Source organism: Streptomyces sp. NPDC059850 (assembly GCF_042731515.1).
GTDB lineage: Bacteria > Actinomycetota > Actinomycetes > Streptomycetales > Streptomycetaceae > Streptomyces.
Genome location: NZ_JBHWJI010000032.1, coordinates 21,940 through 38,372 on the forward strand (window position 1 = coordinate 21,940; position 16,433 = coordinate 38,372).

Sequence of the window (16,433 nt, forward strand, 5' to 3'; positions counted from 1 at the left end):
GCCAACCGAAAAGGCCTTGCGCGCGAGGGCGCGGCAGCTGCGGGAATATCTCGATACCCGGCCCGAGTGGGCCGTCGCCGACATCGGACACGCGCTCCTCGCGGACGACACCACGGGACCGCACCGGGCCGTCCTCATAGGCGCCGACCGCCAGGAACAGGACTTCGGGCTGCGGGCGTTGGCGGACGGTACGGCCGCGCCCAACCTCGTCACCGGAACGGCTCACGACGGCGCACCGCCGGTCTTTCTGTTCCCCGGACAAGGTCCCCAGTGGCCCGGGATGGCCCGTGAACTGCGGCACTCCTCGCCCGTCTTCCGGGATTCCCTGGCAGCGTGCGCCGAGGCGCTGAAGCCGCACGTCGACTGGTCCCTGGAAGACCTTCTGACGGGCGATCAGGACTCTGCCCTGTGGGCGCGGCCCGACGTCGCCCAGCCCGCGCTCGTCGCCGTGATGATCTCTGTTGCCGCCCTGTGGCGGTCCGCCGGAATCGAACCCGGCGCGGTCGTCGGCCACAGCATGGGCGAGTTCGCCGCCGCCCACGTCGCCGGGGCGCTTTCCCTCCCCGACGCGCTGCACGCGGTCGCCGCCTTCAGCCGTGCTCAGATGTCCCTGGTCGGCCACGGCGAGATGCTTTCCGTCCTGCTCCCGGTCGATCAGCTGAGCCCGCGCCTGGAGCCGTGGGGCTCCCGCATCGCGATCGCCGGCGTCAACAGCCCCTCGTGGACCGTCGTCTCCGGTGACACCGAGGCCGTGGCCGCCCTGCGTGCCGAACTCGTCGCCGACGGCGTGCGCGCCCAGCTCATCTCCGTCGGCTACGCGGCCCACTCCCCGCACATCGTCTCCGTACGCGACCGACTGCTACGGGACTTGGCCCCCATCACCGGCGGCCCCTCGACCATCCCCTTCTACTCGGGACTCACCGGCGGCCGCTACGACACCACCCGGCTCGGCGCCGAGTACTGGTACCGGATGGTGCGTGGCACCGTCCTGTTCGAATCCGCTGTCCGGGCCGCGCTCACCCATCGGCCCACGGCTTTCGTCGAGATCAGCCCGCACCCCGTGCTGACCCTCGGCGTCCAGCAGACCTTGGACGACGCCGGCAGTGTGGCCGCCGTCGTCGGCACCCTGCGGCGCGAGGACGGCGGCCGCGCACGGTGCCTGGCCAGCATGGCCGAAGTCCACGCGCACGGCGGGAGCGTGGACTGGGCCGGTGCGTTCGCCGGGACGGACCCGCGCCCCGTCGAGTTGCCCGCACCCGACCCCGGCGTGCGGCAGGAGCCGGACCGGGCCGTTGCCGTCTCCCGCTTCGCCGCACTGTCCGACACCGAACTGCCGCGAGAACTCGCCGGGTTGGTGCGCACCGAACTCGCCGCGGTCCTGGGCGACCAGGCCGCCGTCGGCGCCGACTCGGGCCGTGCCTTCCGTGACCTCGGCATCGACTCCTCGGCCGCGGTGGCGCTGCGCAACCGGCTCGTCGCCGCCCTCGGCCTCAGGCTGCCCGCCGCCGTGGTCTTCGACCACCCCACCCTGGAATCACTGGTACAACGGCTGAGTGCGGCCGTCCGCGGCACCGAGGCCGAGCACGTGGCGGAGCCGGTGGCGCCGGACACCGCCGACGACGAGCCGATCGCCATCGTCGGCATGGCGTGCCGTTTCCCCGGCGGCGTACACAGTCCCGAACAGCTGTGGGAGCTGCTGCTCTCCGGAGGCGACGCCATCACCGGCTTCCCCACCAACCGCGGCTGGGACCTCGACAAGCTGTACCATCCGGACCCCGCCCACCCCGGCACGTCGTACACCCGCGAAGGCGGATTCCTGCACGACGCCGACGAGTTCGACGCCACCTTCTTCGGTATTCCGCCCCGCGAGGCGCTCGCCATGGACCCGCAGCAGCGGTTGCTGCTGGAGACCTCCTGGCGGGCCTTCGAGGCGGCCGGTATCGACCCGGGCTCGCTCAAGGGCGGCCGCACCGGTGTGTTCGTCGGTGCCATGACCCAGGACTACGGCCCGCGCATGCACCAGGCGCCGGACGGCGTCGAGGGTTTCCTGCTCACCGGCAACACCGCCAGCGTCGCCTCCGGCCGTATCGCCTACACCTACGGCTTCGAAGGCCCCGCCGTCACCGTCGACACCGCCTGCTCCTCCTCCCTGGTCGCCCTGCACCTGGCCGGTCAGGCGCTGCGTCAGGGCGACTGCACCCTCGCCGTCACCGGCGGCGTCACGGTCATGCCCAACCCCGGGATGTTCGCCGAGTTCAGCCGTCAGCGCGGACTGGCACCGGACGGCCGGTGCAAGCCGTTCGCCGATGCCGCCGACGGCACCAGCTGGGCCGAGGGCGTCGGGCTGCTTGTGGTGGAACGGCTCTCCGACGCCCGCCGCAACGGCCACCAGGTGCTGGCCGTGATCCGCGGCACCGCCATCAACCAGGACGGCGCCAGCAACGGCCTGTCCGCCCCCCACGGCCCCTCCCAGCAGCGTGTCATCCGCCAGGCCCTGGCCAACGCCCGGCTGACCGCGGCGGACGTAGACGCCGTGGAGGCACACGGCACCGGCACCCGGCTCGGCGACCCCATCGAGGCCGAGGCGCTGCTCGCCACCTACGGGCGCGGCCACACCACCGAACAGCCGCTGCTGCTCGGCTCCTTGAAGTCCAACATCGGGCACACGCAGGCCGCCGCCGGAGTCGCCGGCATCATCAAGATGGTGCTCGCCCTGCGGCAGGGCAGGCTGCCCGGCACCCTCCACATGGACCGACCGACCAGCCATGTCGACTGGTCCGCAGGCCACATCGAGCTGCCGACCGACACCGTCGACTGGCCCGCCAGCGGTGCCGTCCGGCGTGGCGCGGTCTCCGCGTTCGGCATCAGCGGCACCAACGCGCACGTGATCATCGAATCGGAGCCGACACCGGCCGACGCCCCTGCTGGTGCCGACGCCGCTCCGGCCACCGGCGCCCACGGCGTGCGGGACGCCGAAGCCGCCACCGGCCGGTCCGCACTGCCCTGGTCGCTGTCCGCGCGTTCCGAGGCCGCGCTGCGTGAGCAGTCGGCCCGGCTGCGTGCCCACCTCGAAGCCCGGCCCGGGCTGCGCACCGCCGACGTGGCACATACCCTGGCCACCGGCCGGTCGCAGCTGCCGCACCGCGCGGTGGTGGTGGCCGCAGACCGCGACGAGGCCCTGACCGCGCTGAGCGCGCTGGCCGAGGGACGGGACGCGCCCGGACTGGTCCGCGGCACCACCACCGTCGGTGCCGACCGCGAAGCCGTGTTCGTCTTCCCCGGCCAAGGCTCCCAGTGGCCGGGCATGGCCACCGAACTCCTGGACTCCTCACCCGTGTTCGCACGCCGCGTCCAGGAGTGCGCCGACGCCCTCGCCCCCCACGTCGACTGGTCCCTCACCGACGTCCTGCGCGGCGCCCCCGGCGCGCCCGCGCTGGACCGCGACGACGTCGTCCAGCCCGCGCTGTTCGCCGTCATGGTGGCCCTGGCCGAGGTCTGGCGCTCCTGCGGAGTGCGCCCCGCGGCCGTCGTCGGACACTCCCAGGGCGAGATCGCCGCCGCCTGCGTGGCCGGCGCCCTCTCCCTGACCGACGCCGCCCGGATCGCGGCGCTGCGCAGCCAACTACTGCTGGGCCTCGCAGGCTCCGGCGGCATGGTCTCCCTCGCGCTGCCCGAGCACCGCACCCGCGAACTGATCGCCGCCTGGTCCGACCGGCTCACCGTCGCGGCCGTCAACGGGCCGTCCTCCACCGTCGTCGCCGGTGACCCGGCGGCACTCGACGAACTCCTCGCCCAGTGCGCCGAGCGGGATCTGCGCGCACGCCGCGTGCCGATCGACTACCCGTCGCACACCGCCGGGGTCGCGGCCATCCGCGAACGGATGTCGGCAGAGCTGGCCTCGGTCACCCCACGCGCCTGCGAGGTGCCGTTCTACTCCACGGTGACCGGCACACGCCTCGACACCGCCGAACTCGACGCCGCGTACTGGTACCGCAACCTGCGCCACCCGGTGGAGTTCGAGCGCACCACACGCGCCCTGCTCGCCGACGGCCACCGCGTCTTCGTGGAGGCCAGTCCGCATCCGGTGCTCAGCGTCGGGCTCGAGGAGACCTTCGCCGCCGCTGAGGCGGACGACGCCCGGGTCATCGGCACCCTGCGCCGCGCCGACGGCGGCCCCGCCCGGCTGCTGACGTCGCTCGCCGAGGCACATGTCGCGGGCGTACCGGTGCGCTGGGCGCAGGCGTTCACCGCCCGGGATGTCCAGCGGGTGCCGCTGCCGGGCCACCCCTTCCAGCGCGAGCGGTTCTGGCTGCTGCCCGGCACCACGGACCGGAACGTCGGCGCGGCGGGCCTGCTGGACGGTGACCACCCGCTGCTGATGGCCGCCGCCGAACTCCCCGGCTCCGACGGGCTGCTCTTCACCGGTCGGCTGTCCCTGGACACCCACCCATGGCTCGCCGATCACCAGGTCCTCGGCCAGCCCCTGCTGCCCGGCACCGCCTTCGTCGACATGGTCCTGCACGCCGCGACCGCCGCGGCCTGTGACCACATCGCCGAACTCACCGTCGAGGCCCCGCTCGTGCTCCCCGAGCACGGCGGTGTACGCCTGCGGGTCGCCGTCGCCGCCCCGGACGCCACCGGCCACCGACCGGTCAGCGTGCACTCCCGCGCTGAGCAGGAGAACGCCGACGCCCCCTGGACCCAGCACGCCACCGGGCTGCTGAGCAGCGCGCCGGGCACCCTCGCCGCGCCGCCCGCCCCGTGGCCGCCGCAGGACGCCACCGCCGTCCCGCTGAGCGGCTTCTACACCGGGCTCGCCGACCTCGGTTACGCCTACGGACCCGATTTCCGCGGGCTGCGCGGCGCCTGGCGCCGGGACACCGGCACCACCGGGCGTACCGAGGTGTTCGCCGAGGTCACCCTGGAAGGGGCGCAGCGCGCCGAGGCCGGTCGCTTCGGCATCCACCCCGCCCTGCTGGACGCCGCCCTGCACGCCGCCCTGCTCGACAGCGTCGGCGACGACGCCGACGCACACGGCACGGCCCCGCGGCTGCCCTTCGCGTTCAGCGGCGTCACCCTGCACTCCACCGGGGCCGACACCCTCCGTGTCCGCATCGCGTCCGACGACCGCGCCGACGGTGCCGACGGCGCCGCGCTGACCGTCACCGCCACCGACCCGCTGGGCCGCCCGGTCGCCGTGATCGACTCGCTCGTGATGCGTCCGGTCGCCGCGGACCGGCTGCGCTCCGCCGCCACCCGCTCGCTCTACCAGGTGGAGTGGACCCCGCCGCAGACCGAGGCCCCACGCCGGGCCCCCGCCTCCTGGGCCGTCCTCGGCCCCGTGCCGGAGGACCTGGGCACCGCCCTCGCCGCGGCCGACGCGACGGTGGCGAGCCACCCTGACCTCGCCGTCCTGCGGCAGACCCTCGACTCCGGCGCCCCGCCGCCGGACGTCCTGCTGACCCTGCGCACCGCCGACGGGCACCCGGACACCGGTGCCGGACCCGCCACCGGGGCCCGTGCCGCCACCGCCGACCTGCTGGCACTCGTCCAGGAACTGCTGGCCGACACCCGGCTCACCGCGACCACGCTCGTGGTCGCCACCCGTGGCGCGATCGGCACCCGACCCGACGAACCCGTCACCGACCTGACGCACGCGCCGCTGTGGGGCCTGATCCGCTCCGCGCAAACCGAACACCCCGGCCGATTCGTCCTCGTCGACCTCGACACGGACGCCCGATCGACCATGGCGCTGCCCACGGCGGTCGCCTCCGACGAGCCCCAAATCGCCCTGCGCCGCGGCACCCTCACCACCCCGCGGCTCACCGCGGCCCCGCCGACCGGCACCGACCCCGGCACTCCGCTCCTCGACCCGGACGGCACGGTCCTCGTCACCGGCGCCACCGGCGTCCTCGGACGGCTCGTCGCCCGCCACCTGGTCACCGAGCACGGGGCCCGGCATCTGCTCCTCACCGGCCGCCGCGGCATCGACGCGCCGGGCATGCCCGGCTTCCGCGACGAACTGCGCGCCCTGGGCGCCGACGTCACCATCGCCGCCTGCGACATCGCCGACCGCGACGCCCTGGCCACACTGCTCGACCCGCTCCCGGCCGCGCGCCCGCTGACCGCCGTCGTGCACACCGCGGGTCTGACCGACGACGGCGTCATCGAGACCCTGACGCCCGAACGCGTCGACCAGGTGATGCGCCCCAAAACGGACGGCGCGTGGAACCTCCACCAGCTCACCCAGGACGCGAACCTCGCCGCGTTCGTGCTCTTCTCCTCCGTCAACGGCCATCTCGGAGGCCCCGGCCAGGCCAACTACGCCGCTGCCAACACCTTCACCGACGCCCTCGCCCACACCCGTCGCGCCCAGGGCCTGCCCGCCACGGCGCCCGCCTGGGGACTGTGGGAGGAGGCCTCCGGCATGACCGGCGAACTCGCCGGGACCGACCTGCACCGGATGGCCCGCTCCGGCCTGCAGCCCCTTCCCACCGAGCAGGGACTGGCCCTGTTCGACGCGGCCGTACGCCACGACCGCGCCCTGCTGGTGCCCGCCCGCCTCAACCTCGCCGGACTGCGCGCGCAGGCCGCCACCACGCCCGTACCCGCCCTGCTGCGGCACCTCGTGCGGCCCCCCGCACCCGACGCCGCCGATGCTCCCGGCTCCCTGGCCGGACGGCTCGCGGCCCTGCCCGAGGCGGAACGGCACCGCACCCTGCTCACCCTGGTGCGCGAGCAAGTGGCCGCGGTCCTCGGCCACGGGTCGGCCGACGCCGTCGGAGCCGAGCAGACCTTCAAGGACCTCGGCTACGACTCGCTGACCGCGATCGAACTCCGCAACCAGCTGGGCACCGCGGTCGGCCTGCGGCTGCCACCCACCGTGGTCTTCGACTACCCCACCCCGCTCGCCGTCGCCCGCCACCTGCACGGTGAACTGCTGCGCGACCGTACACCGGAGACCGCGCCACAGCAGGCGAAGGCGGCGGACACGGACGAGCCGATCGCCATCGTCGGCATGGCCTGCCGCTATCCCGGCGGCGTCAACTCCCCCGAGGAACTGTGGCGGCTGGTCGTCTCCGAGCTGGAGGGCACCGGCGAATTCCCCGCCGACCGCGGCTGGGACCTGGACAGCCTGTACCACCCGGACCCCGACCACCACGGCACCTCCTACACCCGCTCCGGCGGATTCCTGTACGACGCCGGGCACTTCGACGCCGGACTGTTCGGCATCAGCCCGCGTGAGGCGCTGGCGATGGACCCGCAGCAGCGGCTGCTGCTGGAGACCTCCTGGGAGGTCTTCGAACGGGCGGGCCTCGACCCCACCGCCCTCAAGGGCAGCCGGACCGGTGTTTTCGCCGGGCTCATGTACCACGACTACGCCGTCCACTCCGCCGGACTCTCTGGCGAGGCCGAGGGCTACACGGTCACCGGCACGGCGGGCAGTGTGCTCTCCGGCCGGGTCGCCTACACCTTCGGTCTTGAGGGTCCGGCGGTGACCGTCGACACGGCGTGTTCGTCCTCGCTGGTGGCGTTGCATCTGGCGGCCCAGGCGCTGCGGCAGGGTGAGTGTGAACTGGCGCTGGCCGGCGGTGTCACCGTGATGGCCACGCCCTCCACCTTCGTGGAGTTCTCCCGGCAGCGCGGCCTCGCCCCCGACGGACGCTGCAAGTCCTTCGCCAGGGACGCGGACGGCACCGGCTGGTCCGAGGGCGTCGGCGTCCTCCTCGTGGAGCGGCTGTCGGACGCCCGGCGCAACGGCCACCGGGTGCTCGCGGTGCTCCGCGGCTCGGCCGTCAACCAGGACGGCGCGTCGAACGGCCTCACGGCACCCAACGGTCCCTCGCAGCAGCGGGTCATCCGCCAGGCCCTGTCCGGCGCGGGCCTGCCCGCCGCCGATGTCGACGTGGTCGAGGCGCACGGCACGGGGACCCGGCTCGGCGACCCCATCGAGGTCCAGGCGCTGCTGGCCACCTACGGCCAGGACCGGCCCGAGGACCGCCCGCTGTGGCTGGGGTCCGTCAAGTCCAACATCGGGCACACGCAGGCCGCCGCCGGTGTCGCCGGTGTGATCAAGATGGTCATGGCGATGCGGTACGGAGTGCTGCCTCGTACGCTCCACGTCGACGAACCGACCCCTCAGGTCGACTGGTCGATGGGCGCGGTGGAACTGCTCACCAAGACCCGCGAGTGGCCGGGCCTCGACCGGCCGCGCCGGGCGGCCGTCTCCTCCTTCGGCATCGGCGGCACCAACGCCCACGCTGTCCTCGAACAGGCACCGCCCGCCGACGAACCCGCCACCGTCCCGGCCCGCGTCACCACCCCGGTCGTGCCGTGGCTGCTGTCGGCGGCCACCGCGTCGGGACTCGCGGATCAGGCCAGGCGACTGCTCTCCCACACCAGGGCGGCGGACACCTCCGAACCGGCCGACGTCGCCCTCACGCTGGCAACCGCCCGCGCGGCGCTGGACCACCGCGCCGTCGTCGTCGCCGACGACCGGAACGCTTTCCTCACCGCGCTGACCGCCCTCGCGGAGGGCCGCGACGCCCCCGGCGTGCTGCGAGGCGTCGCCTCCGAGCCGGGCAGGACTGCTTTTCTGTTCACCGGGCAGGGGGCGCAGCGGGTTGGGATGGGCCGGGAGTTGTATGCGGCGTTTCCGGTGTTCGCGGAGGCGTTCGACGCGGTGTGTGCGCGGTTCGATGTGGAGTTGGACCGGTCGTTGCGGGAGGTTGTGTTCGAGGACGCGGCCGCGCTCGATCAGACGGTGTACACGCAGGCGGGTTTGTTCGCTCTCGAAGTGGCGTTGTTCCGGCTTTTGGAGTCTTGGGGTGTGACGCCGGATGTCCTGCTGGGCCACTCGATCGGTGAGTTGGCTGCCGCGTATGTGGCGGGGGTGTGGTCGCTTGAGGACGCGTGTGTGCTGGTGGCGGCGCGTGGTCGTTTGATGCAGGCGCTGCCCTCCGGGGGCGCGATGGTGGCGGTGGAGGCGAGCGAGGCCGAGGTCGCCGAGGCCCTGGCGGGCTTGGACACGGTGTCGATCGCCGCTGTCAACGGGCTCGCGTCCGTTGTGGTGTCCGGTGACGAGGACGTCGTACTGGAGATCGCGGAGCGGTTCGTTCAGCAGGGTCGTAAGACTAAGCGGCTCGCGGTTTCGCATGCTTTCCATTCGCCGCGTGTGGAGCCGATGCTGGCGGAGTTCCGCCAGGTCGCGGAAGGCCTGTTGTATGAGGCGCCGCGTATCGCCGTCGTATCCAATGTCACCGGTGCACCGGCGGGCGCCGAGGAATTGCGCGACCCGGAGTACTGGGTACGGCATGTGTGCGAGTCGGTGCGATTCGCCGATGGCATGCGGACGTTGAGCGAACAAGGTGTGCGGACGCTCATCGAGCTGGGCCCGGACGGTGTGCTCTCCGCGATGGGTCAGGACAGCGCCGACGCGGAATTCGTGCCCGCGCTGCGATACAGCAGCCCCGAAGTACAGACCCTGACCGCGGCCGTCGCGCACGCCCATGTCCGGGGAGTCCCCGTCGCCTGGGCGGCCTTCTTCGCCGGGCGCGGGGCGCGGCCGGTTCAGCTGCCGACGTACCCCTTCCAGCGGGAGCGGTACTGGCCCGAGCCCACCGTGACGGCGGACACCGACGGTCCGGCGGACGCCGCGTTCTGGGACGCCGTCGAGCGCGCCGACGCCGTTACGGTCGCCGAGGTGCTGGAACTGGCCGAGGACGACCGGGCGTCGCTGACAGCGGCGCTGCCCGCGCTGGCCTCCTGGCGCAGGCGGCACCGGACCCGGCACGCCGCCGACTCCTGGCGGTACCGGATCACCTGGCAGCCCCTGGCGGACGGACCGGAACCGGTGCTGAGCGGCACCTGGCTGGTGGTGCTCCCGCAGGGCCTGGAGGACCACCCGTGGGCGGCCGGATGCCTGCGGGCGCTGACCGTACGAGGTGCCCGGACGCTGCCGGTCGTGGTGGGCACGGCTACCGGCGAACGCGCGCCGCTCGCCGAGCGCATCGCCTCGGCCGTCGCCGAGGCGGACGGACCCATCAGCGGTGTCGTCTCACTGCTGGCGCTCGCCGAGGCACCGTCCGCACAGCAGCCGGCCGTCTCTCAGGGCCTCGCCGCAACCCTCGCCCTCGTACAGGCGCTGGGCGATGCCGAAGTGGCGGCGCCGCTGTGGTGCCTGACGACCGGCGCGGTCTCCCTGAGCCCCGCCGACCGCCCCGCCCATCCCGAGCAGGCACAGATCTGGGGTCTGGGCCGGGTCGCGGCGCTGGAGCATCCGGACCGCTGGGGCGGCCTGGTGGACCTGCCCGAGAACCCGGACGAGCGGTCCCTGTCCCGTCTGACGGTCGCCCTCGCGGGCCTGGCTTCCGAGGACCAGCTGAGCGTACGTGCCTCGGGGCTGGCCGTACGACGCCTCACCCGCGCCCCGCGCGGGAGCGCCGACGCCACGCCGTGGCAGCCGCGGGGGACCGTGCTCGTGACCGGCGGCACCGGCGCGCTGGGCGCCGAAGTCGCCCGCTGGCTGGCCCGCGACGGGGTCGGACACCTGCTGCTCACCAGCAGGCGCGGTCCGGCGGCGGACGGCGCCGCCGAACTCCGCGACGAACTGATCGCGCTCGGTGCCGACGTGACGATCGCGGCCTGTGACGCGGCCGACCGGACGGCCCTCGCCGCCCTGCTCGCCTCCGTGCCCGCCGAACAGCCGCTGACCGCGGTGATCCACTCGGCCGGAGTGCTGGATGACGGTGTGCTGGACGGGCAGACGCCCGAGCGGTTCGCACGAGTGCTGCGGCCCAAGGCCGACGCGGCACGCAACCTCCACGAGCTGACGGCGGACCACGACCTCGCGGCGTTCGTGCTGTTCTCCTCCGTGGCGGGCACGCTGGGCAACGCCGGGCAGGCCAACTACGCGGCCGCCAACGCCTACCTGGACGCCCTCGCCGAGCAGCGCCGGGCCGACGGACTGCCCGCCACCACGATCGCCTGGGGCCCCTGGGCCGGGGCAGGCATGGCCGCCGCCGAAGACCCGGACGGCGACCGCCTGCGCCGCATCGGGCTCGCGCCCATGGACCGGGACACCGCCGTCGAGGCGCTGCGCCGGACCCTCGAGGGCGGGGCGGCGGTGACCGCGGTCGCCGACATCGATTGGGCCCGGTTCGCAGGGGTGTTCGCCGCACAGCGCCCGAGCGCCCTGCTGAGCGACCTCCCCGAGGCCCGTGAGGACCTGACCGGCAGCGGCGGGCCGGTCACGGACCAGGCCGCCGAGTGGCGGCTGCGGATCGCCGCGCTGCCCGAGGACGAACGCGAACCCGCCCTCCTGGAACTGGTCCGCGAGCAGGTCGCCCTTGTCCTCGGACACGCCTCGGCGGCGGCGATCCCGGCCGACAAGGCGTTCAAGGACACCGGCTTCGACTCGCTGGCCGCCGTCCAGCTGCGCAACCGGCTCGGCCAGGTCACCGGTCTGCGGCTGCCCGCCACCCTGGTCTTCGACCACCCCACTCCGACCGCCCTGGCCCGATTCCTGAAGGCGGAGTCGGCCGCTTCCGCGACCGTCGCGCCCATGCCGCAGGCCGTCGCCGTCGCCGAGACGGAACCGATCGCGATCGTCGCCATGGCCTGCCGTTACCCGGGCGGAGCGGCCTCCCCGGAAGAGCTGTGGCGACTGGTCACGGACGGCGCCGACGCGATCTCCGGCTTCCCGACGGACCGTGGCTGGGACCTGAGCGGCCTCTACCACCCGGACCCCGATCACCAGGGCACCTCCTACACTCGCTCCGGCGGATTCCTGCATGACATGGCCGACTTCGACGCCGGACTGTTCGGCATCAGTCCGCGTGAGGCCCTGGCCATGGACCCGCAGCAGCGGCTGCTGATGGAGACTTCCTGGGAGGTCTTCGAACGGGCGGGCCTGGACCCCACCGCCCTCAAGGGCAGCCAGACCGGCGTCTTCGCCGGTATCAGCAACCAGGACTACGCCGTCCTGTCCAGTGCCTCGACGGACGCCGCCGAGGGCTATATCGGCACCGGCAGCGCGGGCAGCGTGCTCTCCGGACGCGTCGCCTACACCTTCGGCTTCGAGGGCCCGGCGGTGACCGTCGACACCGCGTGCTCCTCCTCGCTGGTGGCGCTGCACCTGGCGGCCCAGGCCCTGCGTTCGGGGGAGTGCTCCCTGGCGCTCGCGGGCGGTGTGACCGTTCTGTCCACGCCCAGCCTGTTCATCGAGTTCTCCCGGCAGCGCGGTTTGGCTCCTGACGGCCGTTGCAAGGCCTTCGCGGACGCGGCGGACGGCACCGGCTGGGGCGAAGGCGTCGGCGTCCTCCTCGTGGAGCGGCTGTCCGACGCGGAGCGCAATGGGCATCCGGTATTGGCCGTGCTGCGGGGGAGTGCGGTGAATCAGGATGGTGCGTCGAATGGGTTGACGGCGCCGAATGGTCCGTCGCAGCAGCGGGTGATCCGTCAGGCGCTGGCGAACGCGCGGCTCACCCCGGCCGAAGTGGACGCGGTGGAGGCGCACGGCACGGGGACGACGTTGGGTGACCCGATCGAGGCGCAGGCGCTCCTCGCCACCTACGGGCAGGACCGCGAACAGCCCCTGTGGCTGGGGTCGGTGAAGTCGAACATCGGGCACACGCAGGCGGCCGCGGGTGTGGCTGGTGTGATCAAGATGGTGATGGCGATGCTCCACGGTGAGCTGCCGCGCACCCTGCACGTGGATGAGCCGTCCGCGCATGTGGAGTGGTCGTCGGGCGGGGTGTCGCTGCTGAGGCAGAGTGTGCCGTGGCCCGAGGGCGAGCGGCCCCGCCGGGCGGGTGTCTCCTCCTTCGGTGTCAGCGGCACCAACGCCCACGTCATCGTCGAGCAGGCGCCCACAGGCCCCGAGCCCGCAGTGCCCGCCGACGACCACCCGGAGCCGGAGCCGGAGCCGCAGGAGCGGCCGACCGCGTGGTTGCTGTCCGCCGCCGACGACGCTGCGCTGCGCGAGCAGGCCGAACGCCTACTGAACCGGTTGAGCGACGAACCGGCTCCTGCGGCCACCGACGTGGCGCACGCCCTGTTCTCCGGCCGGGCCGCCCTGGAACACCGGGCAGCGGTCGTGGCCGAGCGGTACGAGGACTTCCTCGCGGGCCTGCGCGCCCTCGCCGACGGCGGCACCGCCCCGAACCTGGTCCGGGCCACCGCCGGACCGGGCGGCAAGGTCGTCTTCGTCTTCCCGGGGCAGGGGGCCCAGTGGGCCGGTATGGCCCGCGAGTTGATGGCCTCCTCGGACGTGTTCCGCGAGCAGCTGCTGGCCTGCGAGGAGGCGCTGGCACCGTTCGTCGACTGGTCCCTGGGGGACGTACTGGGCGAAAAGGATGACGCGCCCTCTCTGGAGCGTGTCGACGTCGTGCAGCCGGTGCTGTTCGCGGTGATGGTGTCCCTCGCCGCGCTGTGGCGCTCCTGCGGTGTGCACCCCGACGCGGTGATCGGCCACTCCCAGGGTGAGATCGCCGCCGCCCACGTGGCCGGGGCGCTGACCCTGGAGGACGCCGCGCGCGTCGTCGCGCTGCGCAGCCGCGCCCTGGTGACGCTGGCCGGGCGGGGCGGCATGATGTCCGTGGCGCTGCCGGAGGCGGAACTCGGCCCGTGGCTGGCGCCGTGGGGCGACCGGCTCGCCGTCGCCGCGCTCAACGGGCCCGGCTCGGTCGTCCTCGCCGGTGACCCCGACGCCCTGAACGGGCTGCACGCCGAGCTGACCGCCGCCGACATCCGGGCCCGCCGCGTCCCGGTCGACTACGCCTCGCACAGCCCCCAGGTCGAGGCGATCCGCGCCGAACTACTGGAGCTGCTGGCCCCGGTCGCGCCGGTCGCGTCCCGTGTGCCGTTCCACTCCACGGTGACCGGCGAACGCATCGACACCACCGGCCTCGATGCCGAGTACTGGTACACCAACTTGCGGCAGCCCGTGCGGTTCGCCCACACCGCCCGCGCGCTGCTCGACTCGGGGCACCGCGCGTTCATCGAGATGAGCCCGCACCCGGTGCTGGGCATGGCCCTCCAGGAAACCCTCGACGAGGGCGACGACCCGGTGCGCGACGGCACGGTGGTGGGCTCACTCCGCCGCGACCAGGGCGGCCTGGACCGCTTCCTCACCTCGCTCGCCGAGGCCTACGCCCGCGGTACCGCGGTCGACTGGCCGACCGTGCTCGGCGGACCCGCCCGGCAGCGCGTTGACCTGCCGACCTACGCCTTCCAGCGGGAACGCTTCTGGCCCACACCCGCCGCCCCCGTGACGGCGACCGCGGCCGATCCGACCGAGGCCCGCTTCTGGGAGGCCGTCGAACAAGAGGACCTCGTGGCACTCGCCGACGCGCTGTGTGTCGGGGAGACCGACGACCGCTCCGCGCTGGGCGCGATGCTGCCCGTCCTGTCGTCCTGGCGACGACAGCGCCAGGAGCGCACCACCGTCGACGGCTGGCGCTACCGGGTCGACTGGCAGCGCCTGCCCGAACCGTCCCCGCGCCAGCTGACCGGCACCTGGCTGCTGCTCGTGCCTCCGGGACCGGAGGCACGGCGCGCCGCGGACGCCCTCGCCGACTTGGCGCCCCGTACGGTCCAGGTGACCGTCACCGACCGGGACGGCGACCGTGCGGCGCTCGCCGCCCGGGTACGGGAAGCGCTGCCCGAGGACGACGCGGTCGACGGCGTGCTGTCGCTGCTCGCCCTCGACGAGACCGCCCACCCGCGCCACCCCGAGCTGCCGCTGGGCCAGGTCCTCACCGTGTCCTTGATCCAGGCACTCGGCGACCTGGGCGTCGACGCACCGCTGTGGTGCGCCACCCGTGGCGCCGTCCAAGCAGACCCGTCCGACCCGGTGGCCGCCCCGCTCCAGGCGCTGACCTGGGGCCTGGGCCGGGTGATGGGCCTGGAGCACCCCAAGCGCTGGGGCGGCCTGGTGGACCTGCCCGACCCGCTCGACGAGCGGGTACGCACCCGGCTGCGCGGCCTCCTGGCCGACCCGGGCGACGAGGACCAGCTGGCGATCCGCCCCTCCGGCGCCCACGCCTGCAGGCTCGTCCCCGCCACCGGCACGGCCGACGGCCGACCCTGGCGGCCCTCCGGAACCGTGCTCGTCACCGGCGGTACGGGCGCCCTCGGCAGCCAGGTCGCGGGCTGGCTGGCCCGTACCGGCGCCGACCATGTCGTCCTGGTCAGCCGCGCCGGGCGCGCCGCCCCGGACGCCGGCGCGCTGGAGACCGAACTGACCGACCTCGGCTGCCGGGTGACCCTGGCCGCCTGTGACGTCACCGACCGCACAGCCCTGGCCGCGCTGCTCGCCGACGTCGAACGCGACCACCCGCTGACGGCCGTATTCCACACCGCGGGCGTCAACCGCCTGTCCACCCTGGAGGAACTGAAGCACGCCGAGCTGGCCCAGGTGGTCGGCGCCAAGGTCCGTGGCGCCGCCCTCCTCGACGAACTCCTTCACGACCGCCCCCTCGACGCGTTCGTGCTGTTCTCCTCCATCGCCGGAGTCTGGGGCAGCGCCGAACACGCCGCGTACGCGGCCGCCAACGCCTGCCTCGACGCGCTGGCCGGTCACCGCCGGGCGCGCGGACTGGCCGCCACCTCGGTGGCCTGGGGGCCGTGGGCCGAACGCGGCATGGTCGCCGACCATGTCGCCGAAGGCACCCTCGACCGGCGTGGACTTCCGCTGCTGCCGCCCAAGCTGGCGATCGAGGCACTGCAACAGCTCCTGGACCGGGACGAGACCTTCCCGGTGGTCGCCGACGTCGACTGGGACCGGTTCGCCGCCGCCTTCACCGCGGCCCGCCCCAGCCCGCTGCTCGACGGCATCCCACAGGTGCGCGCCCTGCGCGCCGCTGACGCCGCACCGGACAGCGACGAACACGGTGGCAGCCCGTTGCGGCGGCGCCTGGCCGGGCTCACCGCCGCCCAGCGCAAGCGGGCCCTGGTGGGCCTGGTCCGCGACGCGGTCGCGACCGTGCTGGGCCGCGACGACCCCCAAGCCGTCGACGTGAACCGGCCGTTCAAGGACGTGGGTTTCGACTCGCTGACCGCGGTGGAACTCCGCAACCGGCTCAACGAGGCCACCGGGCTGTGGCTGCCGGTCACCGCCGTCTTCGACCATCCGACACCGACGGTGCTCGCGGCGTTCCTGGGCGACCAACTCCTGGGCACACAGGCGGAACCCGATGTGTCCGAGGTGCCGGTTGACGAGGCGGAGACCCGCCGCCTGCTCACCGCCATCCCGCTCGCCCGCCTCCAGGAGGCCGGTCTGCTGGACACCCTGCTGAAGCTGGCGGACGGCACCGACATCGCCGAGGGGACAGCGCCCGAGCCGAAGGACGAGGGCACGGCCGGCGAGATCGACCTGATGGACATCGACGGGCTCGTCCAGCTGGCGCTCGACACCCCCGACTCTTGATGAC

At 73.9% G+C, this 16,433-nt stretch carries 1 protein-coding gene; it reads left to right on the plus strand.

All coding sequences use genetic code 11. The features are described from left to right. Positions 1-16: 16 nt before the first annotated feature. The gene (locus tag ACFV9T_RS25155) at positions 17-16,429 is read left to right on the plus strand and encodes a type I polyketide synthase (protein WP_385444106.1); all 16,413 of its coding nucleotides are present in this window, start codon (positions 17-19) and stop codon (positions 16,427-16,429) included. Positions 16,430-16,433 lie beyond the last annotated feature (4 nt).